The organism is Gulosibacter massiliensis, from assembly GCF_900626105.1.
In the GTDB taxonomy this organism is placed as follows: Bacteria; Actinomycetota; Actinomycetes; order Actinomycetales; family Microbacteriaceae; genus Gulosibacter; species Gulosibacter sediminis.
Genome location: NZ_UYZX01000001.1, coordinates 208,806 through 231,688 on the forward strand (window position 1 = coordinate 208,806; position 22,883 = coordinate 231,688).

Consider the following 22,883-nt stretch of genomic DNA (forward strand, 5'->3'; position numbering starts at 1 on the left):
CTCGTTCTCGCGAACTACGAAGAGGTCAACATGACACGACGCGCGAAAATTGTCGCGACGCTCGGCCCCGCGGTGTCCTCACCGGAGGGCATCCGAAGCCTGCTGACGGCCGGCGTCAACGTGACGCGATTTAACCTCAGCCACGGCGACCACGAGGTGCACACAACCAATTACGGTTACGTGCGCGACGCATCCGAAGAACTCGGCCTGCCGGCGGCGGTGCTCGTCGACCTGCAGGGCCCGAAGATCCGCCTTGGCAAGTTCGAGGCCGGCCCGTACCAGCTCGACAAGGGAGACACCTTCAAGATCACGGTTGACGACATTGTCGGCAACCAGCAGATCGTCAGCACCACCTTCAAAGGGCTCACCGGCGACGTGCGCCCCGGCGACCCAATTCTCATCGATGACGGACGCGTCGCGCTGCGCGCGACCGAGGTGACCGACACGACCGTCACGGCGGTCGTCGAGGTTGGCGGCCCCGTCTCGAACAACAAAGGCATCAACCTGCCCGGCGTTGCGGTCAACGTGCCGGCGCTGAGCGAGAAAGACGAAGACGACCTCCGCTGGGGTCTGCGCATCGGCGCCGACATCATCGCGCTCTCGTTCGTGCGTGGCCCCGAGGACATCACTCGGGTGCACGAGATTATGGACGAGGAGGGCGTTCGCCTGCCCGTTATCGCGAAGGTTGAGAAGCCCCAGGCGGTCGACCACCTCGCCGACATTGTCGATGCCTTCGACGGCATCATGGTGGCCCGAGGCGATCTCGGCGTCGAGCTTCCCCTCGAACAGGTGCCGATCGTGCAGAAGCGTGCGATCGAGCTCGCACGCCGGCGAGCGAAGCCGGTGATCGTGGCGACGCAGATGCTCGAATCGATGATTTCGAGCCCGCGCCCGACCCGTGCCGAGGCCTCGGACTGCGCGAACGCGGTGCTCGATGGCGCCGATGCGCTCATGCTCTCGGGCGAGACGAGCGTCGGCGAGTACCCGATCATCACGGTCGAGACGATGGCGCGCATCATCGAGTCGACTGAGGAGCACGGGCTGAGCATGATTCCGCCGCTCGGCACCCAACCCTTCACCCAGGGCGGCGTCATCACCCTCGCCGCGACGGAGGTCGGTGAGTTCCTCGGCGCGAAGTACTACTGCGTCTTCACCGAGTCAGGCGACTCGGTGCGCCGCCTGTCGCGGCTGCGCCCGCAGATCCCGATGCTCGGCTTCACTCCGAGCGCGGCGATTCGTCGCCGCATGAACCTCAACTGGGGCGTCGACGGCATCATCGTCGAGCGCAAGAAGCACACCGATGAGCTGTTCCTCCAAGTCGATGAGTACCTCATCTCAACCGGCAAGGCGCAGCGCGGTGACAAAGTCATCGTCATTGCCGGTTCCCCTCCGGGAGTTCCCGGCTCGACGAACGACCTGCGCGTGCACCGCGTAGGCGACGCCCTCGACGCGGTGGCGCCGGCCTACGAGGGGCGCCACTCCCGCAAGGGCTAGCGGCTCGCGCGTACGAACAGGGCTGCCACGATCGAACTGATCGTGGCAGCCCTCTTCGTACGCGGGCGAGCAGTTCGAGCAGTTAGAGCACGCGGCGGCGCAGGATGGTCCAGAGGAACACCGTGCCACCCACGAACTCGATGAGAATCGACACGACGCCCTGCGCATAGAACACGTGGTTCATGATGAAGTAGGCGCTCGTGAGCACGAGGAAGGCGAAGGTGATCGCAAGCGGGAACACGAAGCGGTGATCCGAGGTGTTCGCGAACTGGTACGCGAGCGTAGCGACGAGGAAGCCGAGGAAGGTCATCGGGCCAACCAGCGCCGTCGACACCGCCATGAGCAGCGTCACGAGGGTCAGCGTCGTCATGAGTTCACGGGTGTGGTTGAGGCCCAGGCCGGTGGCGATGTCCTTGCCGAGCGCCATGACGTTGAGCCGGCGCGAGCGCAGGTAGAGCAGCGCCGCGACGACGATGACGATGGGAATCGCGACCGGCAGATACTCCTCGCGCGCGTTGTTCACCGAGCCAAAGAGGCGAGCGGTGAGCAGGTCGAACTCGCTCGGGCTCAGCATGCGCTGCATGAAGCTCGAGACGCTGCCGAGGCCCGTTCCGATCACGATGCCCACGAGCAGCATGATCTGGAGGTTTGCGAACCGGCCCGAGAGCAGCCAGCCGTATAGGAGCGCCGCGAGGGCCACCATGACGGCGATTTGCGCGAGGAACTGGCCGATGCCCGAGAACGCAGTGAGCCCGGTCGAGCCGAGGAAGAACATCACGCCCGTCTGGATCGCGACGTAGAGCGACTCGAATCCCATGATGCCGGGCGTAATGATGCGGTTCGTCGTGATCGTCTGGAACGCGACGGTCGCGGTCGCGTGGCACACCGCGATGATGAGCATGACCAGCACGCTGCTCGCGCGGCGACGGGCGATCACCCAGAAGGGGTCGGAGCCGAACGCGACGGGGATGTTGTAGGTCAGAAGGCCGATCGCGAACAGCACGGCAAGCGTGACGCAGACGCCGAGGGTAAGCCAGTAGCGTCGGCGCGCTCGGTCGTTCTGGAAGGCAACCGAGCCGCTGCGCTGGCGGGGCAGCGTGGGGGATGCGGTGGTGCTAGCCATAACGTCGCTTTCGCAGCAATAGGAGCACGAATGCAATCGAGCCGAGCACACCGAGGATGAGCGAGACCGGCACCTCGAACGGCATGATGATCGTGCGGCTCACGATGTCGCAGACCGTGACGGTCGCGATACCGAGCAGGAACACCCACGGCAAGTTGCTGCGCAGATTGTCGCCGCGGAACATCGAGACGATGTTCGGCACGATCAGCCCGAGGAACGGCAAGTTGCCGACGACGACCGTGACGACGCCCGTCGCGACCGCGACGAGCGAGGTGCCGATGAGCATCATCCGGTTGTAGTTCAGTCCGACGTTCGTCGCGATCTCCTCGCCGAGCCCGGCCACCGTCAGACGGTCCGCAAGCACAAATACCGCCACGAGCACGATCGCGACGATCCAGAGCACCTCGTACTGGCCGCGCAGAATCGGCGCGAAGCTGCCGGCGAACCAGATGCCGAGCTGCTGCAGCATGTTCGTCTGCAGCGCGAAGAAGGTCGAGACCGAGCTCACCACCGCGCCGAGCATGATGCCGACGATCGGAACGATGAGCGAAGAGCGCAGCGAAACCCGACGCAGAAACGCGAAGAAGATCGTCGTGCCGATGAAGGCGGCGATGATCGCGCCGACCATGCGACCAAGCAGGCTCGCGGTCGGGAAGAAGATCATCACGGCAAGGAGTCCGAGGCCGGCCCATTCGGTGGTGCCGGTGGTGGTGGGCTCAACGAAGCGGTTTTGCGTGAGTAGCTGCATCACGAGCCCGCAGATCGCCATCGCCGCGCCCGCGAGCACGAGCGCGAGGGTGCGTGGCACGCGGGTGATCCAAAACATGTCTGGCGACCCCTCGCCGTGGCCATCCAGGGTGTACACACCGATGAACAGTGAGGCGCCAAGGAGGGCGACCACAGCGAGTGTCGCCAGATACAGCTTCCAGTCAAGACGGTCGCGGCGAACTGGAGCGGCCGCGACCGTCGAGGTTGAGCTGGGGTTGGTCATGAAGGGTGAGTTGGCCTTACGACGCGGCGTCGAACGCGTCGGCGAGCTGGTTCAGGTACTCGGTGTACGTCTGGATGCCCTCGTTGGTGTAGGTGTCAGCAGGCATCACAACGATCTGGTCCTTCTGCACCGCGGGCACCTGCTGCAGGGCCTCGGATTCGGCGATGAGGTCGGCACCGGGCTGGTAGCCTTCTTCGTCCGCCGCGACGGCAGCGTCACGGTCCATCACGAGAATCCAGTCGGGGTTCGACTCGGCGATTGCCTCGACCGAGACCTCGTCGCCCTCGTGGTCGTCGCTCGCGCCCTCGACGACCAGCGCCGGGGTGAAGTCGAACCAATCGAACAGCACGCCGAGGGTGCGGCCGACGTGCGGCGCGAGGTAGCCGATCTGGCCGCCCGAGGTGTTGACCGCCATGAAGGTCGCGTCGGCCGGAGCCGCCTCGGCGACGCGGTCGTAGGCGGCGTCGAACTCGTTGTTCAGCGCGGTGGCCTCGTCCTGCATGCCGAACAGCTCGCCGAGCACGGTGGTCTGGCGCTTGAGCTCTTCGGCGAAGTCCTCGCCCTCGCGGGGCTCAAGGTTGATGATCGTTGCGTCGGGCACGAGCTCAGCGATCTCGTCCTCGTAGTCGGTGAAGCGCTGGCCCATGATCACGAGCTCGGGCTCGACGGCGGCAATTGCCTCGAGGTTCGGTTCGCGGTGGTTGCCGATGTTCACGATCGACTCGTCGGTCTTGTAGTCGATGGTCTCGGGCATGAGGTCGAGGGGAGCCGCGGCGAGTTCGACGCCCCAGGACTGCAGCGTCTCGAACGTGCGGTTGTCGAGGGAGACGATCGACTGCGCGGGCATCTTGACCGTCTGCGTGCCGTTGTTGTCTTCAACGGTGATAGTGCCTTCGGCGCCCGCGGCCGAGGTCGCGTCGGTGTCGGCGGCGCCTGTGCTGCAAGCGGCGAGGGTGAGGGATGCGGCAATCGCGCTAACGACGCCGAGCAACCGCAGTCGAGGGGTTCGCATGGGTACGAGCTTCTTTCGTATCGATGGCGCGAGGCAGGGGGAGGCCCCGCGGGAGCTGGTCCAGAGGTTAGGCTAACCTAAAGGCTTGTTGTGCTCAACTTGTGAGTTGGGTGACAGCTCGCCATGTTTACTCGTTGCAACACCCCCGGAGGCCCCTGCGTGATCACCCTGGATTCCGTCGCGAAGCGATATGGCGACCACGTAGTCGTCGACGACGTTTCTCTCACGATTCCCGCGGGTGGCATCACCTCGATCATCGGACCGAACGGTGCTGGCAAGTCGACGCTGCTCGGGCTCATGAGTCGAATCGAGCCGCTCGAGAGCGGCATCGTCACGGTCGACGGGCTCGACGTCAGCGCGACAAAATCCTCCGTGCTCGCGAAGAGACTCGCCATCCTGCGCCAGGAGAATCACCTCGTGGTGCGGCTCACGGTGCGTGAGTTGGTCGCGTTCGGTCGCTTCCCGCACTCGCAAGGTCGCCTCACCGCCGAGGACGAGCGGCACATCGACGCCGCGCTCGAATTTCTCGGGCTCGCGGATTTGCAGGGCCGCTTCATTGACGAGCTCTCGGGTGGCCAGCGGCAACGCGCCTATGTCGCGATGGTGATCTGCCAGGACACCGACTACGTGTTGCTCGACGAACCGCTGAACAACCTCGACATGCGGCACAGTGTAAACATGATGCAGCACCTGAGCCGCATCGCCAGCGAGCTCGGCAAGACGATCGTCATCGTGATTCACGACATCAACTTCGCCTCGGTGTATTCCGACAACATCGTTGGTATGCGCGACGGTCAGGTGATCGCGCAGGGCTCGCCTGATCTCATCATGAACTCGGGCATTCTGAGCCAGATCTATGACATGCACATTCCGATCCACGAGATCGGGCGACACAAGCTGGCGACCTATTACTGGGCGTCCGAAACGGTCACTTCCTAGTGTGCCGGCTGGGGGACTCGAACCCCCACGCCCTCTCGGACAGCGCATTTTGAGTGCGCCGCGTCTACCGTTCCGCCAAGCCGGCCTGCTTGCCTCGACCACAGTAGCGTAATCTGGCAATGTGACTGAGAACACAACCGCTTCCGCACCCCGCCGAGTAGTCGTCGCTGAAGACGAATCGCTCATCCGCCTCGACATCGTTGAAACGCTTCGCGACAACGGTTTTGACGTTGTCGGTGAGGCCGGCGACGGTGAGACCGCGGTAGCGCTGGCCAAGGAACTCCGCCCCGACCTCGTCGTGATGGACGTGAAGATGCCGAAGCTTGACGGCATCTCTGCTGCGGAGCAGCTCTCGGAGGACAACGTCGCACCCGTCGTGCTGCTGACGGCCTTCAGCCAGAAGGAGCTCGTGGAACGCGCCACCGAGGCCGGTGCGCTCGCCTACGTCGTCAAGCCGTTCAACCAGAACGACCTCCTGCCGGCCATCGAGATCGTCCTTGCGCGTCACCAGCAGATCGTCGCCCTCGAGCGTGAGGTGGCCGACCTCGCGGAGCGTTTCGAGACTCGCAAGCTCGTTGACCGCGCGAAGGGCCTCCTCACCGACAAGATGGGCCTGAGCGAGCCCGAGGCGTTCCGTTGGATTCAGAAGGCGTCGATGAACCGTCGCCTCACTATGCAGGAAGTCGCGCAGGCGGTCGTCGAGCAGCTCGCGCCGAAGAAGAAGTAGCCGCTAACGACGGGTGCGCAGCATGTTGGTGATGCGCACCGTCGAGCACCGGCGCCCGTTCGCGTCGGTGATCACGACCTCGTGCACGGTCATGCTGCCGCCGAGGTGAATCGCGCGGCACTCGCCGGTCACCCAACCCGATGTGGCCGAGCCCGTGTGTGTCGCGTTGATGTCGATGCCCACCGCGTAGCGGCCCTCGCCGGCATGCAGCGAGGCGGCAACCGAGCCGAGGCTTTCGCCGAGCACGCAGTTGGCGCCGCCGTGGAGCAGTCCGAATGGCTGCGTGTTCGGCGCCACCGGCATGACCGCAATCGAGTGCTCGGGCGAAAGCTGCACCATGAGCATCCCCATGGCCGCGCCGAGCGCGCCGACGCCCAGTCCGCCCGTCACGGCCAACTGGTCGGGAATCTCGAGGCCGTTGATGACGGGCTCGGGCACCGGGGCCAGGTGCACAGATGGCTGAGACTCGGGCATCGCAATCTCTCGTCGACGTAGGCTGGTTGCGTGACTGCAACTCAGCCAAAGCCTACGCTCATGGTCATCGACGGCCACTCGCTCGCATTCCGCGCGTTCTTCGCGCTGCCGGTCGAGAGTTTCGTCAATTCCGAGGGCCAGCACACGAATGCCGTCCACGGCTTCATCTCGATGCTGCTCTCGCTGCTGCGTGACCACAATCCGAGCCACATCGCCGTCGCATTTGACGCAGGCTCGAAGTCGTTCCGCAACCGCGAATACGAGGATTACAAAGGCGGCCGCGACGAGACGCCGCCAGAGTTCCGTGGCCAGATCGGCCTGCTCAAGGAGGCCCTTACGGCGATGGGCATTGACTGGCTAGAGAAGGACGACTTCGAGGCCGACGACCTCCTCGCCACGCTGTCGCACCAGGGCGAGGAACAGCAATTCGACGTGCTCGTCGTGTCGGGCGACCGCGACGCGATCCAGCTCGTCAACGAGCAGACAACGCTGCTCTACCCGTCGGTGCAGGGCGTCTCGAAGCTCACGCGCTACACGCCCGAGAAGGTGTTCGAGAAGTACGGTGTGCTGCCGCACCAGTACTCAGACCTCGCGGCGATGGTCGGAGAGAAGGCCGACAACCTGCCTGGTGTGCCCAAGGTCGGGCCAAAGACGGCGGCGAAGTGGATTAATCAGTTCGGCTCGCTCGAAGGAATCCTCGAGCACGAGGACGAGCTCACCGGCAAGGTCGGCGAGTCGTTCCGCGAGCACCGCGAGAACGCGATCCGCAACCGCAAGCTCAACCAGCTGCTGCGCGACGTCGAGCTCGACTTGAAGCCGGACGATCTTGACATTCACCCAATTGACGTGGATGCGGTGCGCGAGGTCTTCACCCGCCTTCAGTTCCGCACGCTGCAGGACCGCGTGCTCAAGCTCGCGTCCGAACGCGACGGCGCGGTTGCGACGAGTGACGATGACGGTGCGCTCGACGACGTCGAGGTGCGCGAGCAGCTCGCGGGCGACGAACTCACGACCTGGCTGAGGGATGCGCAGGACCAGCCGCTCGGGCTGGTCCTGCGCATCGGTGAGTCGGGTCAGATCGATGCGGCGCTGGCGACCGAGCAGTCTGCCGTGTCGGTGAACGACGTGGCGGCGAATGAGCCACTCGTCGCGTGGCTCGAGAGTGACGCAGCAAAGTGGATGTTCGACGCGAAGCCGACCCTGAAGCATGCCCGCGCCGCCGGTGTCACGCTCGGCGGACCGATTCTCGACGGACAGCTCGCCGCGTTCCTCGTGAACCCGCTTAGCCCGCCGAAGCGACTGTCGGAGCTCGTGCAGCAGTACCTCGGCGAGTCGATGCCCGAGACCGACCCGAACCAGCTTCTCGAGGTTGAGGATGAGCAGGGCACCGGCTTCGCGGCGGAGGCCTGGTACGCGCTCCGCGGGGGTCTCGCCGCTCAGGCACGGCTGCCCGAGCCCACCGCCCCGGTGTTCACCGACATCGAGTCGCCACTCGAACTCGTGCTCGCGAATATGGAGTACACGGGTATCCACATCGACGTGCCACTGCTCGAGCAGCTCTCGTCGGAACAGGGCGAGAAGGTCGCGCAATACGCGCAGGAGGCCTTCGCGGCGATCGACGGCGAGGAGATCAACCTTGGCTCGCCGAAGCAACTGCAGACCGTGCTGTTCGAGAAGCTCGACATGCCGAAGACCCGTCGCACCAAGACCGGCTACTCGACTGACGCACAGTCGCTCGAGGAACTCGAGGCGAAGGCACCGCATCCGTTCCTCGGCGCGCTTCGGCACCACCGCGACGCCACGAAGCTCAAGCAGATCATCGACGCGCTCATCCGCGCGGTCGGCGACGACACGCGCATCCACACCACCTACCTGCAGACGGGCTCGTCCACCGGGCGGCTCGCGTCGACCGACCCGAACCTGCAGAACATTCCGATTCGCTCGGCCGAGGGCCAGCGCATCCGGGGCGCCTTCACTTGCGACGAGCGCTTTGAGGGCCTCCTCACTGCCGACTACTCGCAGATCGAGATGCGCATCATGGCGCACCTCTCGGGCGACGACGCGCTCATCGCCGCGTTCAACTCGGGCGAGGACACGCACCGTTTCGTCGGCTCGCAGGTGTTCGGTGTGGACCCGAGCGAGGTGACCCCGACGATGCGCAGCAAGGTGAAGGCGATGTCGTACGGCCTCGTCTATGGCCTGAGCGCGTTCGGGCTCTCGAAACAGCTCGGCATCGAGGTGGCCGAGGCCCGCGAACTGATGAACGGCTACTTCGAGCGCTTCGGCAAGGTGCGCGATTACCTGCGCGAATCGGTCGAGCAGGCGCGCAGCACCGGGTACACCGAAACGATCTTCGGGCGCCGCCGGCCGTTCCCCGACCTGAATTCGACGAACCGGCTCGCGCGGCAAAACGCCGAGCGGGCGGCGCTCAACGCGCCAATTCAGGGGTCTGCGGCCGACATCATCAAGCTCGCGATGCTCCGCGTGGATGCTCGGATGCGGGCTGAACAACTCGAGTCGCGCCTGCTGCTGCAGGTGCACGATGAGCTCGTGTTCGAGGTGGCTCACGGCGAAGAGACCGCCCTCGAGGCCATCGCGCGCGAGGAGATGGCGAGCGCCGCGACGCTGAGCGTGCCGCTCGACGTTTCGGTCGGTCGCGGCGCCAACTGGGAGACCGCGGGCCACTAGCGTGGGGGAGTTCGCGAGTGGTATCGGCCTCTTCTTCCGGGGCGTCGGGTTTTGGGCCCGGCGCCCGAAGCTCTTGGCCATCGGCGCGGTGCCCGCCCTCATTACGACGGTGCTCTACGGCATCGCGCTCGTATGGCTGTTCAGCAGCGTCGACGACTTCGCGGTGCGGCTCACACCCTTCGCCGAGTCGTGGGCCGAGCCATGGCAGACGATCATCCGGGTCGCCGTCGCGGGTGCGTTCCTGGTGGGTGGCTTCGCGGCCATGGTGTTCACCTTTGCCGCGGTCACGCTGACGATCGCGGCGCCGTTCATCGACAACATCCAGGAGCGCGTCGACCGCGAGCTCGGCGGCGTCGACCCCATCAACGAAGGGTTCTGGCCCTCGGTACGCCGGGGCATCGGCGACGGGGTGCGACTGTTCGGCATGGGCCTGTTCGCCGCAGTGATCGTGTTCGTCTGCGGCCTGCTGCCGCTCGTGGGCTCGCTCATCGGCTGGCTGCTCGGTGCGTACTTTGCCGGGCGCGCGTTCGCCGTCGATCTTACGGGCACGCCAGGGGAGGCCCGCGGCATCCCGCTGACCGTGCGGCAGCAACTGCTCTCCTCGAACCGCGCCAAGTCGCTCGGCTTCGGCGTCGCGGTGTACCTTTCGTTTCTCATTCCGCTCGGCGCCGTCGTCGGCACACCCGCGGCAGCGGTCGGCGGCACACTGCTGCTGCGCGAACTCCACGGCGAGCCCACGGAGCCGCGTCGGTAGGGTAGCGGCATGACGCACCGCGAGCCCACCGAAATTGATGCCCTTGCCGAACGCTTCGTCGACGCGACGACCGCCCTCCAGCCCGAGTCGCGCGTGTACCGGGGGAGCGAGGGAGACAAGACCGAGTACCAGGACTACTCGCCGAACGGTGTCGCCGCCCTGGGCGAGCTCTACGCCGCGACACGCCGCGAGCTGGCCGCCCTCGAGGCGGTGGACGACGTCGACGTCGTCACGAAGCTCGACCTCGACCGCGTGCTCGAGCTCGGTGGCCAGCGCATCGACGCGGGCTGGTACCAGCGCGACCTCAACAATCTCGCGAGCCCGCTGCAGGAGATCCGCGACATCTTCGACCTGATGCCCACCGACGGCGACGACGACTGGCACGACATCGCCGGTCGCATGGCGAACGTCGGCGGTGCGGTTGACGGGTACATCGCATCGCTTCGCGAGGGGCTGCGGGGCGGCAACACGCCGGCGGCCCGCCAGGTGGAGATCGGTGCGCGCCAGCTCGACGAATTCGCTCCCGGCGCCGGGTTCTTCCACGACCTTGCCGGCCGCGGTGCGGCGGCGTCGGGCGTCAACGCGAGTGCGCTTGCGTCCGGCGCCGAGGCCGCGACGGCGGCGTTCGCGCGCCTGCGCGGATTCCTCAGCGACGAGCTCGCCCCCGAGGCTCGCACCGACGACGCGGTCGGCCGCGACCTCTACGAGCTCGCGTCGCGCGAATTCCTCGGCGCCCGCGTCGATCTCGACGAGTACTACGAGTGGGGCACCGAGGAACTCGAGCGAATGCGCGTCGAGCAGGAGGCGATCGCCCGCGAGATCCTCCCGGGCGCCACCGTCGCGGAGGCCATCGCGCACCTCGACCAGGCCGGCGAACACCGACTCAACGGCACCGACGAACTGCAGCGGTGGATGCAGCGCACCGCCGACGAGGCCGTCGCCGCACTGAACGGCACCCACTTCGACATTCCCGAGCCGGTGCGGCGCATCGAGTGCATGATCGCGCCGACGCAGACCGGCGGCATCTACTACACCGGCCCGAGCGACGACTTTTCGCGGGCGGGTCGGATGTGGTGGTCGGTGCCTGAGGGCGTCACCGAGTTCGACACCTGGCGCGAGCTCACGACCGTCTATCACGAGGGCGTGCCCGGTCACCACCTGCAGATCGGCCAGGCTGTGTACCTGCGCGACTCGCTCAACTCGTGGCGGCGCGAGGCCTGGACGAGCGGGCACGGCGAGGGCTGGGCGCTCTACGCCGAGCAGTTGATGGACCAGCTCGGATACCTCACGACCCCGGCCGACCGACTCGGCATGCTCGACGGGCAGCGGATGCGCGCGGCCCGCGTCGTGCTCGACATCGGCGTGCACCTCGGCAAGCAGATGCCCGGCGGCGGCGCCTGGACGTTCGAGTCGGCGCTGCAGTTCATGAGCGCGAACGTGAACATGAACGCGCCGTTCGTGAAGTTCGAGGTCGAGCGCTACTTCGGCTGGCCCGGGCAGGCGCCCGCGTACAAGATCGGCCAGCGGGTCTGGGAGGACCTCCGCGACGAAATCGCGCAGCTCGAGGGCGACCGTTTCGACCTCAAGGAGTTCCACCGGCGCGCGCTCGGCATCGGGGGCTGCGGCCTCGACACGCTCCGCACCGCGGTGCGGCGGCTCTACGCGGACGGTGCTTCGCGATGACGCTCGTCCCGCCGGCACTCGACGCCAGCTTTCTCGCCGCGGCCGCCGCGTTCGTCGAGCTGGTCGATCGCGTGCCGGCGGGCATGCTCGCCGAGCCCGCGCTCGGCACGTGGAACCTCCGCGACCTCATCGGCCACACGACGCGAGCCCTGCGCACGGTTGCCATCTATCTCGACCGCCCGGCCGATCGCATCGAGCGTGCTGATGCGATCGAGTACTTCGAAGCGTGCCGCGACCCCGCGAACGCGCCGGTGGTCGCGGCGCGCGGCGTCGCCTCCGGCCGCGAGCTCGGCGACGACGTTCCGGCCGGCGTGCGACTCGCGTTCGACGACGTGGTCACCGCCCTCGGCCACGTGCGCGACACCGACCCGGTCATCGAAACTGCCGCGGGCGGGATGCGATCGCACACCTACCTGCCCACGCGAACCTTCGAACTTGTCGTGCACTCGAGCGACATCGCGCAGGCCGCCGGGGTGAGCTACGAGCCGCCCGCCGCGGCGCTCGCCGAGGCGACCGAGCTCGTCCGCGGCCTCGCCCTCGCGCAGGGGCACGGGCTCGCGCTGGTTCGACGCCTCACTGGCCGAGAGTCCGGCGCCGAGCTGCCGGGCTCCGTGCTGTAACTATCGCGGCGGCGAAGCCTCAGAACGACACCAGGCGGCTGGCGTATGCTCGCAGCACCGTGACAAGGAGGTCAGGGTGAGTTTGCAACTGTCCTACATGGGCGAGGTCATCGCGGCGTCGCGAGACCGTTCGGTGCGTGCGCTCGGTTCGCCCGACAACGCGATGCCGCGCGCGGCCATCGCGCTCGACGACGTGCGCGAATGGCGCGGCGAGACCCCGCTCGCGCGGTACCTGCCCATGGTTACCGAACTGCTCGGCGAACCCCTGCGCGAGAGCGGGCTCGTGGTCGCGCTCGGGGACGCGGCCGGCCGCCTGCTCTGGGTCGACGGCGATCCTCGGATGCGCGGCGCCGTGGCCGACATGGGCTTCGTTCCCGGCGCCGACTGGTCGGAGGACACCGTGGGTACGAGCGCGCCGGGCACGGCCCTCATCGCCAACCGAGCCGTGCTCGTGGCGGGCGACGAGCACTTCGCGCCGACCGTGCATCCATTCAGCTGCACCGCCGTGCCCGTGCACAACCTCGCGACCGGCGAGGTGCTCGGCGTGCTCGACATCACGGGTGGCGCCGCCGCCGTGAGCTCGGCGAGCCTCGCGATGCTGCGCGCCACGGCGCGCGCGATCGAGACCGAGGAGCAGCTGCGCCACTTCCGCACCGGCATGCGCGTGGCGCCCACACAGGCGGCGCCGTCGCGCCCGTGCCTGCGGCTGCTCGGCCGCGACGTTGCCCGCCTCGAGGCACCCGACGCCACACCGGTCGAGCTGAGCCGCCGGCATTCCGAGTTGCTCGCCCTACTCGCGGCCCACCCCGAGGGCCTGCGCAGCGGCGAACTGGCCGATCTCATGCACGAGCAGGGCATCCCTGCCGTCACGCTCCGCGCCGAACTCGTAAGGTTGCGGCAGGTGCTCGGTACGGCGCTGCCGGGGGTTCAGCTTGAGTCGCGCCCCTACCGGCTTTCGGTGCCGCTCGGCACCGACGCAGGCCAGGTGCTCGACGCCGTCGACCGAGGCGCGCACCGCCAGGCCCTGCGCGACTACCGCGGCGCCGTGCTGCCGGCTTCCGACGCCCCGGGCATCGTCGCGCTGCGTGAACGCACGCGCGCAACCCTGCGCGAGGCACTGCTCGAATTCGCGAGCGCCGAAGCCCTGCTCGCCTGGCTCGAGGTGCCCGGCAACGAGGACGACGCCGAAGTTCAGCTCGAACTGCTGCGCCTGCTGCCGCCCCGCTCGCCGAAGCGGGCTGCCCTCGTCGCGCAGCTCGGCACGCTCTAAGGGGCATGCAACTCGACTGCAACCTTCCCGTAGCTACGGTCATGACACGTGCATCACAGATGTACGAATCGGAGATCCACGACAACGAAGTCAAGGAGCATCATGACCGTATATGCGAACCCCGGCACCCAGGGCGCCGTGATGGAGTACCGCAGCCGCTACGAGCACTACATCGGGGGTGAGTGGGTGGCCCCCGTCAAGGGGGAGTACTTCGAGAACGTCTCGCCCGTCACCGGCCAGGTGTTCTGCGAGGTCGGCCGCGGCACCGCGGAAGACATCGAGGCCGCGCTCGACGCGGCCCACGCCGCGAAGGAGGCCTGGGGCAAGACCTCGGTCGCCGAACGCTCGCTCGTGCTCAACCGCATCGCCGACCGCATCGAGGAAAACCTCGAGAAAATTGCCGTCGCCGAGACCTGGGACAACGGCAAGCCCGTGCGCGAGACGCTCGCCGCCGACATCCCGCTGGCCGTCGACCACTTCCGCTACTTCGCCGGCGTGATTCGGGCGCAGGAGGGCACCCTCTCGCAGCTTGACGACAACACGACGGCCTACCACTTCCACGAGCCCCTCGGCGTCGTCGGCCAGATTATTCCCTGGAACTTCCCGCTCCTCATGGCGACTTGGAAGCTGGCGCCCGCGCTCGCGGCCGGTAACTGCGTCGTACTCAAGCCCGCCGAGCAGACGCCGGCCTCGATCCTTTACCTGTTCGAGCTCATCGGCGACCTGCTCCCCGCCGGCGTCGTGAACATCGTCAACGGCTTCGGCGTTGAGGCCGGCAAGCCGCTCGCGTCGAACCCCCGCATCTCGAAGATCGCCTTCACCGGCGAGACCACGACCGGTCGCCTGATCATGCAGTACGCATCGCAGAACATCATTCCGGTCACCCTCGAGCTCGGCGGCAAGTCGCCGAACCTGTTCTTCGAGGACGTCATGCAGCAGGACGACGCGTACTTCGACAAGGCACAGGAGGGCTTCACGCTCTTCGCGCTCAACCAGGGCGAGGTCTGCACGTGCCCATCGCGTGCGCTCGTGCAGGCGTCGATCTACGACAACTTCCTCGACGCCGTTATCGAGCGCACGAGCAAGATCGTGCAGGGCAACCCGCTCGACACGAACACACAGATCGGTGCGCAAGCGTCGAACGACCAGCTCGAGAAGATCCTGAGCTACATCGACATCGGCAAACAGGAGGGTGCCAAGGTGCGCATCGGTGGCGAGCGCGCCGACCTCGGCGGCGACCTCGCGGGCGGTTACTACGTCAACCCGACGATCTTCGAGGGGGACAACTCGATGCGCATCTTCCAGGAGGAGATCTTCGGGCCCGTCGTCGCGGTGACGAAGTTCGACGACTTCGACGACGGCATCCGCATCGCCAACGACACGCTCTACGGTCTCGGCGCGGGCGTCTGGTCGCGCTACCAGAACACCGCCTACCGCGCCGGCCGCGCGATTCAGGCTGGTCGCGTCTGGGTGAACCAGTACCACGCGTACCCCGCCCACTCGGCGTTCGGTGGCTACAAGTCCTCGGGCATCGGCCGCGAGAACCACCTGATGATGCTCGAGCACTACCAGAACACCAAGAACCTGCTCGTGAGCTACGACGAAAACAAGCTTGGCTTCTTCTAAGCCGACCGACCCCGCAACAAGATCATTCGCTGAACGTTCAAAGGAGAACCTGAAGATGAACACCCAGATCAAGGCCGCGGTCGTCACGGCATTCCAGCAGCCCCTGTCCGTCGAAACCAATTACGAACTGCCCGAGCCCGGGCCCAACCAGGCCCTCGTGAAGCTCGTCACGTCGGGTGTTTGCCACACCGACCTGCACGCCGCCGAGGGTGACTGGCCGGTGAAGCCGAGCCCGCCGTTCGTGCCGGGTCACGAGGGCGTCGGCGAGGTCGTCGCAGTCGGCCCCGGTGTCACCGACGTCAAGGTCGGCGACATGGTCGGCAACGCCTGGCTGTGGAGCGGGTGTGGCTCGTGTGAGTACTGCGAGACGGGTTGGGAGACCCTGTGCGAGCAGCAGCGCAACGGTGGCTATTCGGTCGACGGCTCGTTCGGCGATCACATGATCGTCGACACGCGCTACGCGGCACGTATTCCCGAGGGCGCCGACCCCGTCGAGGTCGCGCCGGTGCTCTGCGCCGGTGTCACGGTGCTCAAGGCGCTCAAGCGCACCGAGGCCCGCCCCGGCCAGTGGGTCGCCATTACCGGTATCGGTGGCCTTGGCCACATCGCGATTCAGTACGCGAAGGCGCTCGGCCTGCGGGTCGCGGCCGTTGACATTGCGGACGAGAAGCTCGAGCTCGCGCGCAAGCACGGTGCCGAGATCACCGTGAACGCGAAGAACGAGGACCCGATCGAGGCGATCCAGAAGGCGACGGGCGGTGTGCACGGCGTGGTCGTGACCGCCGTGCATCCCGCCGCCTTCGGCCAGGCAATCGGCTTCGCCCGCCGCGGTGGCACGATCGTGTTCGTTGGCCTGCCGGCCGGCGACTTCCCGGCACCGATCTTCGAGGTCGTGCTCAAGGGCCTGACGATTCGAGGCTCGATCGTGGGCACCCGCCGCGACCTCAAGGAGGCGCTCGAGTTCTACGCGCGCGGCCTCATTCACCCGACGGTTGCGACCCGGCCGCTCGAGGAGATCAACGAGGTCTTCGACGAAATGCGCCAAGGCAAGATCGATGGCCGCGTAGTCATCGACTACCGCTAGATTGGATTGAGCGCGGGCGGGAGGCGACCGTAGGTCGCCTCCCGCCCCGTCACCAGTTCAGGGAGGACGACATGTCCGAGATCAACGAAGAAGTTGTGATCAGCCCGGCGATCGAAGCGCGCCCGGTGATTGAAGGCGAGACCCAGTCGCGGGTCGGGCTTTCTGCGACGGCGGTCGAGCTGCTGCAGGAGCTGGCCGAGCGCAATGGCCCGCTAATGTTTCATCAGTCCGGTGGGTGCTGCGATGGTTCAGCCCCGATGTGCTACCCGGCGGGCGACTTTCTCACCGGCGATGCCGACGTGCTGCTCGGCGTGTTCGAGCTTCCGAACAGCTCGGGTGATGGCTCGAGCGAGCTCGAGTTCTGGATGTCGAGGGAACAGTTCGAGTACTGGCGGCACACTCGCTTGCTCGTCGACGCTGTGCCCGGCCGCGGCGCCGGTTTTTCGCTCGAGGGGCCGACCGGAAAACGGTTCCTGATACGGTCGACTTTGCTCGACTCCTAGGTGATTTCGTAGGGCGTACCAAATTGGAATTCCGGCGGATTCTCAGGTAGGCTTGTAGAGCACTTTTGTGCGTCTACAACTATCCGTTTCCCATTCGGCACAGGACAGCGGCGCGAGCTGCTGGCGTCGAATCGGGCCGACACAATTATCCAGCTGGAGTACCAACTACATGACGAACACCACGACCGAATCGGCTAAATCGCAGATCGCCGTCAACGACATCGGCACTGCTGAGGACTTCCTCGCCGCGGTCGAAGAGACGATGAAGTACTTCAACGACGGTGACCTCATCACCGGTACCGTCGTTCGAATCGACCGTGACGAGGTACTCCTCGACGTCGGTTACAAGACCGAGGGTGTCATCCCCTCGCGTGAACTCTCGATCAAGCACGACGTCGACCCCAACGAGGTTGTTGAGCTCGGCGACGAGATCGAAGCACTTGTCATCCAGAAGGAAGACAAGGAAGGTCGCCTCCTCCTCTCGAAGAAGCGCGCACAGTACGAGCGCGCCTGGGGCGATGTCGAGAAGATCAAGGAAGACGACGGCGTCGTCACCGGTACCGTCATCGAGGTCGTCAAGGGTGGCCTCATCGTCGACATCGGGCTCCGCGGCTTCCTCCCCGCTTCGCTCATCGAGCTTCGTCGCGTCCGCGACCTCACCCCGTACCTGGGCCAGGAAATCGAGGCGAAGATCCTCGAGCTCGACAAGAACCGCAACAACGTCGTGCTCTCGCGCCGTGCGCTCCTCGAGCAGACCCAGTCGGAGACCCGCGCCAACTTCCTCAACCAGCTCCAGAAGGGTCAGGTTCGCAAGGGTGTTGTCTCGTCGATCGTGAACTTCGGTGCGTTCGTCGACCTCGGCGGCGTTGACGGCCTCGTCCACGTCTCGGAGCTCAGCTGGAAGCACATCGACCACGCTTCGGAGGTCGTCGAGGTTGGCCAGGAAGTCACCGTTGAGGTGCTCGAGGTCGACATGGACCGCGAGCGCGTTTCGCTCTCGCTGAAGGCGACGCAGGAAGACCCGTGGCAGGTGCTCGCTCGCACCCACGCGATCGGTCAGATCGTGCTCGGCAAGGTCACCAAGCTCGTTCCGTTCGGTGCGTTCGTTCGCGTCGCCGACGGCATCGAAGGCCTCGTGCACATCTCGGAGCTGTCGAACCACCACATCGAGACCGCCGACCAGGTCGTCTCGGTTGGCAAGGAGCTCTTCGTCAAGATCATCGACATCGACCTCGAGCGTCGCCGCATCTCGCTGTCGCTGAAGCAGGCGAACGAGGGCGTTGACCCCGAGGGCACCGACTTCGACCCCGCCACCTACGGCATGCTCGCCGAGTACGACGAGCAGGGCAACTACAAGTACCCCGAAGGCTTCAACCCCGACACCAACGAGTGGATCGAGGGCTTCGAGGCACAGCGTGAGGCCTGGGAGCAGGAGTACGCGCTCGCCCAGTCGCGTTGGGAAGCTCACAAGGAGCAGGTCCGCGGCGCGATCGAGGCCGAGGCGAACGCCCCCGAGGCTACCGAGCAGGGCGGTTCGGCCTTCTCGAGCGAGTCGGAAGACGCGTTCGGCACCCTTGCCGACGACGCTTCGCTCGCCGCGCTTCGCGAGAAGCTCTCGGGTAACTAATTCCCGGTAGTCAGTAGACGGCCCGGCTCGATTCAATCGAGCCGGGCCGTTTCCTTGTTGGCGGGGCCCGCCTCAGCCGTTCCCCGTGGCGGAGCGCGCATTGCGCCGCGCGAGCATCCCACGCAGTCGCCGCGTCACCGCCACGGCCATGACGAACAGCCCGGCGAGCAGCACAAGCACGAGCACCGGCGCGAGCACGGCGCTCGCCACGAGGCCAAAGCTCATCGCGTCCTCGCCGGTACTGAGCAGCGGGGCGGATGCGCCGACCGTCATCGCGTTCACGGCGGCCCGAGTCGACGTCTTCGTGAGATGCGTCACGAGGGCGATGATCGCGCCGAGCGCGATCGCCACCCAGAGGTGCGCTGAGAAGAACTGCGACGGTTCGTCAAGGCTCACGGTCTGCGCCGAGGTGCCGGCGCCAAACACGATGCCGCCGGATGCTGGGCGAACGACGGTCTGGACGATGTCGTTGACGGTGTCGATGGCGGGAATCTTGTCGGCGACAAGATCGAGCACCGTCAGCCCACCGATCACGACGAGCGCGATATCGCTCGAAAGCCAGTCCCACGCTGCTGGCAAGGTCATGAGGTCGGTGAACCGATCGAGCAGCCCGAGGATGAGCATCGGGAGGAAGGCACCGAGCCCGGCCGCGGCGGCGAGTCCCGTTCCGGTGAGTAGTTCCAGCAATTGAACCTCCTGTGGCAGTAGTCTGACAGAACGGGAGTCACCGTTGATTCGAGGAGGTAGCGACATGACCACCATCGCGCTCACCGGCGGCATCGCCTCCGGCAAGACGACCATCTCCAATCGGCTGCGCGAGCTCGGCGCCGTGATCATCGACGCCGACGAGATCGCTCGCGAGATTGTCGAGCCGGGACAGCCAGTGCTCGAGGCGATCGCGAAGCAGTTCGGAGAGGGCATCCTCGAGGCCGATGGTTCGCTCAACCGTGCCGCGCTCGCTGACATCGTGTTCGCGGACGAGGACGCTCGCCGCGCGCTGAATGACCTCACGCATCCTGAGATTCGCCGCATCACCGAGGAGCGCATCGAGACGGAGCGCGCGGCTGATCCCTCGACCATCTTCGTGCACGACATTCCGCTGCTCGCCGAGACCCGCTCGAACTACGACTACGACGAGATCTGGGTGGCCGACGCCCCCGCAGAGGTGCGCGTCGATCGGCTCATCGCCGACCGCGGCATGACGCGCGAGGAGGCGCTGGCACGGATCGAGGCGCAGGCGAGCGACGAAGAGCGACGGCGGATCGCGGACGTCGTGCTCGACACGACCCGCCCGATCTCTGACACGATCGAGCTCGTCGACGAACTCTATTCGCGCCTGCGCATCACGGATCGCCTCGACGACGACGAGATCAGCTACGACGGCATGCCGGTGACCACGCCGCGCGAGGAGCGCATCAGCGACGACTAACGTCGACCCAGCTCGGTTCGAGCTCGGTCGGTGAAGCCTCGCCCGAGGTGATCGAGGCGAGGCGGGTGAGGAACTGCTCGCGGGCATCCTGCTGGTCGGGTACCGCGAGCCGAAGAGTCGCGCTGGCGGGTCCGTAGTCGGTGCCGAGCACTTCGACTCCCGCGGCCCGCAGCTCGTTTTCCCAGCGGCCTACCTGCGCGATGGGCGCGTCGACGGCGTAGCGGGCGAGCCGTTCGCGCGTCAGAAACTTGGCCGACGCGAGCGTTTGCGAGACGGTGTCGGAGTAGGCACGAACGAGGCCACCGGCTCCGAGCAATACGCCGCCGAAGTAGCGCACCACGACGATGATGATGTCGGAGAGATCGGGGCTCGGCGCGCCCGGCCGCACAAACTTCGTCAGGGCATCGAGCATGGGCACGCCCGCCGTGCCGCTCGGCTCGCCGTCATCGTTCGAACGCTGGATGCGGCGCTCCGGACCGAGCGTGAACGCGGTGCAGTGGTGGCGGGCGAGCCGGTGTTCGGCGCGAACGAGCTCGATGTAGTCGCGGGCCTCGGACTCGGTCGAGACGCGCTCGGCATAGCCGAGAAAGCGGGATCGTTTGATCTCGAGTTCGTGCTCGGCGCTTGCCGCCAGCACACCGTATCGAGAGTCATCCGCCACGTTGCGTAGCTTAATCGCTCGGATCAGGCCTTCAGCGGTGCCCGCGCGTGCCTGGATGCGCTCCGCGGCTCGTGTCGGTGGCCCGACGTAGGGTTGAAGGCATGGAACCCACACGCAGCGTGCGCCCGTTCGAAGTGGTGAGCGAGTATCAGCCGGCCGGCGATCAGCCGCAGGCAATTTCCGAACTCACGAGTCGCATTAACGCCGGCGAGACCGACGTCGTGCTGCTCGGCGCCACTGGTACCGGTAAATCCGCCACTACGGCCTGGCTCATCGAACAGGTGCAGCGGCCGACGCTCGTGATGGCGCACAACAAGACGCTGGCGGCACAACTTGCGAACGAGTTTCGCCAGCTGCTGCCCAACAATGCGGTCGAGTATTTCGTCTCGTACTACGACTACTACCAGCCCGAGGCCTACGTACCGCAGACTGACACCTTCATCGAGAAGGACAGCTCGATCAACGATGAGGTTGAGCGCCTGCGCCACTCGGCGACGAACTCGCTGCTGTCGCGGCGCGACGTGGTCGTGGTGTCGACCGTGTCGTGCATCTACGGTCTCGGCAAGCCCGAGGAGTACTACAGCCAGATGGCGGCGCTGCACGTCGGCGATGTGATCGCGCGCGACGACCTCATTCGCCGCTTCATTTCGATGCAGTACACGCGCAATGACGTGGCCTTTCAGCGCGGCACGTTCCGTGTGCGCGGCGACACGATCGAGATCATCCCGGTTTACGAAGAGCTCGCGGTGCGCATTGAGATGTTTGGTGACGAGGTCGACGCGATCTCGATGCTCAACCCGCTCACCGGCAACGTGGTGCGACAGACCGACTCGGTGAGCATTTTCCCTGGCTCGCACTATGCGGCGAGCGAGAACGTGATGCACCGGGCGATGGATGGCATTCGTGACGAGCTGAAGTGGCGACTCGACGAACTCAACTCGCAGAACAAGCTGCTCGAGGCCCAGCGCCTCGAGATGCGCACGTCGTTCGACCTTGAGATGATGGAGCAGATCGGCTTCACCTCGGGCATCGAGAACTATTCGTTGCACATCGACGGTCGGCAGCCTGGCGAGCCACCGCACTGCCTGCTTGACTACTTCCCCGACGACTTCCTGCTCGTCATCGACGAGTCGCACGTCACGGTGCCGCAGATCGGCGCGATGTATGAGGGCGATGCCTCGCGCAAGCGCACCCTCGTCGACTACGGTTTTCGCCTGCCCTCCGCGCTCGACAACCGGCCGCTGCGCTGGGACGAATTTAAGGAGCGCGTCGGCCAGACGGTTTACCTCTCGGCCACGCCGGGCAAATACGAGCTCGCGCAGGCCGACGGCGTCGTCGAGCAGATCATTCGCCCCACCGGCCTCATCGACCCGAAGATCGTCGTCAAGCCGAGCGAGGGGCAGATCGACGACCTGCTCGAGACGATCCGCGAGCGCATCGAGCGCAACGAGCGCGTGCTCGTCACGACGCTGACGAAGCGGATGGCCGAGGAACTCACCGACTTCCTCGGTGAGCACGGGGTGCGGGTGCGGTACCTCCACTCCGACGTCGACACCCTGAAGCGCGTCGAGCTGCTCAGCGAGCTGCGCGCGGGCGTCTACGACGTGCTCGTCGGCATCAACCTGCTGCGCGAGGGCCTCGACCTGCCCGAGGTCTCGCTCGTCGCGATCCTCGACGCAGACAAGGAGGGCTTCCTGCGCTCGGCGACCTCGCTCATCCAGACAATCGGCCGCGCGGCCCGAAACGTGTCGGGCGAGGTGCACATGTACGCCGACAAGGAGACCGAGGCGATGCGCTTCGCGATCGAAGAGACCGAGCGGCGGCGCGAGCGACAGATCGCCTACAACACTGAGCACGGCATCGACCCGCAACCGCTGCGGAAGAAGATCAACGACATCACCGCGGTGCTCATGCGCGAGGGACAAGACACGCAGGAGCTCCTCGGCGATCGCGCGACCGACCCGCGCCGCAAGGCGCCGCCGAACCTGCGCCACGAGGGCATCGCCGCCGAGGGGGCCGACCAACTTGAACAGATGATCGCCGACCTCAACGAGCAGATGCTCGCGGCCGCCGGCGAACTCAAGTTCGAGCTCGCGGCGCGGCTGCGCGACGAGCTCGCGGAGCTCAAGAAAGACCTGCGCAACATGGAACGGGCCGGGCACGCATAGTGGCGCAGAT

Annotated in this window: 20 protein-coding genes and 1 tRNA gene; 14 read left to right on the forward strand and 7 right to left on the reverse strand. The window is 66.3% G+C overall.

Annotated features, from left to right (window positions below):
• The first annotated feature begins 30 nt into the window (after positions 1-30).
• Positions 31-1,494 (forward strand): pyruvate kinase, encoded by a 1,464-nt coding sequence (gene pyk / locus EJL01_RS01005; protein ID WP_125105869.1) that lies wholly within the window; start codon positions 31-33, stop codon positions 1,492-1,494.
• Between the two features lie 82 nt (positions 1,495-1,576).
• On the opposite strand, the gene EJL01_RS01010 is transcribed toward pyk, so the two are convergent.
• Genes EJL01_RS01010 through EJL01_RS01020 form a run of 3 tightly spaced genes read right to left on the reverse strand, consistent with a single transcriptional unit; the run spans position 1,577 to position 4,620 of the window.
• Positions 1,577-2,617, reverse strand: a complete 1,041-nt coding sequence (locus EJL01_RS01010) for an iron chelate uptake ABC transporter family permease subunit (protein WP_125105870.1) — start codon at positions 2,615-2,617, stop codon at positions 1,577-1,579.
• Complete coding sequence (locus EJL01_RS01015; protein ID WP_125105871.1) at positions 2,610-3,608, reverse strand: ABC transporter permease; 999 nt, start codon at positions 3,606-3,608, stop codon at positions 2,610-2,612. The genes EJL01_RS01010 and EJL01_RS01015 overlap by 8 nt, the downstream gene beginning before the upstream one ends.
• Positions 3,609-3,624: 16 nt before the next feature.
• Positions 3,625-4,620, reverse strand: coding sequence for a siderophore ABC transporter substrate-binding protein (locus EJL01_RS01020; protein ID WP_125105872.1), 996 nt, complete (start codon positions 4,618-4,620; stop codon positions 3,625-3,627).
• A gap of 159 nt (positions 4,621-4,779) precedes the next feature.
• On the opposite strand from EJL01_RS01020, the gene EJL01_RS01025 reads away from it, so the two are divergent.
• On the forward strand, positions 4,780-5,559 hold the full coding sequence (locus EJL01_RS01025; protein WP_125105873.1) for an iron ABC transporter ATP-binding protein: 780 nt from the start codon (positions 4,780-4,782) through the stop codon (positions 5,557-5,559).
• A 2-nt stretch (positions 5,560-5,561) separates the two neighbouring features.
• On the opposite strand, the gene EJL01_RS01030 is transcribed toward EJL01_RS01025, so the two are convergent.
• Positions 5,562-5,644 (reverse strand) — tRNA-Leu (locus EJL01_RS01030).
• 36 nt (positions 5,645-5,680) lie between these two features.
• Here EJL01_RS01030 and EJL01_RS01035 point away from each other — a divergent pair.
• A complete protein-coding gene (locus tag EJL01_RS01035) occupies positions 5,681-6,286 on the forward strand; it encodes an ANTAR domain-containing response regulator (RefSeq protein ID WP_125105874.1) in 606 nt (201 codons plus the stop codon).
• 3 nt (positions 6,287-6,289) lie between these two features.
• Here EJL01_RS01035 and EJL01_RS01040 read toward each other — a convergent pair whose 3' ends face one another.
• The gene (locus tag EJL01_RS01040) at positions 6,290-6,760 is read right to left on the reverse strand and encodes a PaaI family thioesterase (protein WP_125105875.1); all 471 of its coding nucleotides are present in this window, start codon (positions 6,758-6,760) and stop codon (positions 6,290-6,292) included.
• 60 nt (positions 6,761-6,820) lie between these two features.
• Here EJL01_RS01040 and polA point away from each other — a divergent pair, with 60 nt between their 5' ends.
• The 9 genes from polA to rpsA all read left to right on the forward strand — a co-directional run bounded on the left by polA (position 6,821) and on the right by rpsA (position 18,615).
• Positions 6,821-9,448 carry a DNA polymerase I gene (gene polA, locus EJL01_RS01045; RefSeq protein ID WP_125107341.1) on the forward strand — a complete coding sequence of 876 codons (2,628 nt, stop codon included), beginning with the start codon at positions 6,821-6,823 and terminating at the stop codon, positions 9,446-9,448.
• Position 9,449: 1 nt separating this feature from the next.
• The gene (locus tag EJL01_RS01050; RefSeq protein WP_125105876.1) at positions 9,450-10,202 is read left to right on the forward strand and encodes an EI24 domain-containing protein; all 753 of its coding nucleotides are present in this window, start codon (positions 9,450-9,452) and stop codon (positions 10,200-10,202) included.
• Between the two features lie 9 nt (positions 10,203-10,211).
• Positions 10,212-11,885 (forward strand): DUF885 domain-containing protein, encoded by a 1,674-nt coding sequence (locus tag EJL01_RS01055; protein ID WP_125105877.1) that lies wholly within the window; start codon positions 10,212-10,214, stop codon positions 11,883-11,885.
• Entirely contained in the window at positions 11,882-12,505 is a 624-nt protein-coding gene (locus tag EJL01_RS01060; RefSeq protein ID WP_125105878.1) for a maleylpyruvate isomerase N-terminal domain-containing protein, read from the forward strand. The genes EJL01_RS01055 and EJL01_RS01060 overlap by 4 nt, the downstream gene beginning before the upstream one ends.
• Positions 12,506-12,581: 76 nt before the next feature.
• Complete coding sequence (locus EJL01_RS01065; protein WP_125105879.1) at positions 12,582-13,775, forward strand: GAF domain-containing protein; 1,194 nt, start codon at positions 12,582-12,584, stop codon at positions 13,773-13,775.
• A 102-nt stretch (positions 13,776-13,877) separates the two neighbouring features.
• Positions 13,878-15,401 carry an acetaldehyde dehydrogenase ExaC gene (gene exaC, locus EJL01_RS01070; RefSeq protein ID WP_125105880.1) on the forward strand — a complete coding sequence of 508 codons (1,524 nt, stop codon included), beginning with the start codon at positions 13,878-13,880 and terminating at the stop codon, positions 15,399-15,401.
• Between the two features lie 55 nt (positions 15,402-15,456).
• Entirely contained in the window at positions 15,457-16,485 is a 1,029-nt protein-coding gene (gene adhP / locus EJL01_RS01075) for an alcohol dehydrogenase AdhP (RefSeq protein WP_125105881.1), read from the forward strand.
• Between the two features lie 71 nt (positions 16,486-16,556).
• Entirely contained in the window at positions 16,557-16,988 is a 432-nt protein-coding gene (locus tag EJL01_RS01080) for a DUF779 domain-containing protein (RefSeq protein ID WP_125105882.1), read from the forward strand.
• Between the two features lie 169 nt (positions 16,989-17,157).
• Positions 17,158-18,615, forward strand: coding sequence for a 30S ribosomal protein S1 (gene rpsA, locus EJL01_RS01085; RefSeq protein ID WP_125105883.1), 1,458 nt, complete (start codon positions 17,158-17,160; stop codon positions 18,613-18,615).
• 72 nt (positions 18,616-18,687) lie between these two features.
• Here the strand turns inward: rpsA and EJL01_RS01090 are convergent, their stop codons facing one another.
• On the reverse strand, positions 18,688-19,302 hold the full coding sequence (locus EJL01_RS01090; protein ID WP_125105884.1) for a DUF4126 domain-containing protein: 615 nt from the start codon (positions 19,300-19,302) through the stop codon (positions 18,688-18,690).
• 64 nt (positions 19,303-19,366) lie between these two features.
• Here EJL01_RS01090 and coaE point away from each other — a divergent pair, with 64 nt between their 5' ends.
• The gene (coaE, locus tag EJL01_RS01095) at positions 19,367-20,044 is read left to right on the forward strand and encodes a dephospho-CoA kinase (protein WP_125105885.1); all 678 of its coding nucleotides are present in this window, start codon (positions 19,367-19,369) and stop codon (positions 20,042-20,044) included.
• On the opposite strand, the gene EJL01_RS01100 is transcribed toward coaE, so the two are convergent.
• Positions 20,031-20,705, reverse strand: a complete 675-nt coding sequence (locus EJL01_RS01100) for an IMPACT family protein (protein ID WP_125105886.1) — start codon at positions 20,703-20,705, stop codon at positions 20,031-20,033. The genes coaE and EJL01_RS01100 overlap by 14 nt on opposite strands.
• 101 nt (positions 20,706-20,806) lie before the next feature.
• On the opposite strand from EJL01_RS01100, the gene uvrB reads away from it, so the two are divergent.
• Entirely contained in the window at positions 20,807-22,873 is a 2,067-nt protein-coding gene (gene uvrB, locus EJL01_RS01105) for an excinuclease ABC subunit UvrB (RefSeq protein WP_125105887.1), read from the forward strand.
• Positions 22,874-22,883: the final 10 nt, after the last annotated feature.

Bases quoted from the DNA above. Each gene is read 5' to 3' on its own strand.
- pyk (WP_125105869.1), top strand. From the start codon at position 31: ATGACACGACGCGCGAAAATTGTCGCGACGCTCGGCCCCGCGGTGTCC.
- EJL01_RS01010 (WP_125105870.1), bottom strand. From the start codon at position 2,617: ATGGCTAGCACCACCGCATCCCCCACGCTGCCCCGCCAGCGCAGCGGC.
- EJL01_RS01015 (WP_125105871.1), bottom strand. From the start codon at position 3,608: ATGACCAACCCCAGCTCAACCTCGACGGTCGCGGCCGCTCCAGTTCGC.
- EJL01_RS01020 (WP_125105872.1), bottom strand. From the start codon at position 4,620: ATGCGAACCCCTCGACTGCGGTTGCTCGGCGTCGTTAGCGCGATTGCC.
- EJL01_RS01040 (WP_125105875.1), bottom strand. From the start codon at position 6,760: ATGCCCGAGTCTCAGCCATCTGTGCACCTGGCCCCGGTGCCCGAGCCC.
- polA (WP_125107341.1), top strand. From the start codon at position 6,821: ATGGTCATCGACGGCCACTCGCTCGCATTCCGCGCGTTCTTCGCGCTG.
- EJL01_RS01055 (WP_125105877.1), top strand. From the start codon at position 10,212: ATGACGCACCGCGAGCCCACCGAAATTGATGCCCTTGCCGAACGCTTC.
- EJL01_RS01060 (WP_125105878.1), top strand. From the start codon at position 11,882: ATGACGCTCGTCCCGCCGGCACTCGACGCCAGCTTTCTCGCCGCGGCC.
- exaC (WP_125105880.1), top strand. From the start codon at position 13,878: ATGACCGTATATGCGAACCCCGGCACCCAGGGCGCCGTGATGGAGTAC.
- adhP (WP_125105881.1), top strand. From the start codon at position 15,457: ATGAACACCCAGATCAAGGCCGCGGTCGTCACGGCATTCCAGCAGCCC.
- EJL01_RS01080 (WP_125105882.1), top strand. From the start codon at position 16,557: ATGTCCGAGATCAACGAAGAAGTTGTGATCAGCCCGGCGATCGAAGCG.
- rpsA (WP_125105883.1), top strand. From the start codon at position 17,158: ATGACGAACACCACGACCGAATCGGCTAAATCGCAGATCGCCGTCAAC.
- coaE (WP_125105885.1), top strand. From the start codon at position 19,367: ATGACCACCATCGCGCTCACCGGCGGCATCGCCTCCGGCAAGACGACC.
- uvrB (WP_125105887.1), top strand. From the start codon at position 20,807: ATGGAACCCACACGCAGCGTGCGCCCGTTCGAAGTGGTGAGCGAGTAT.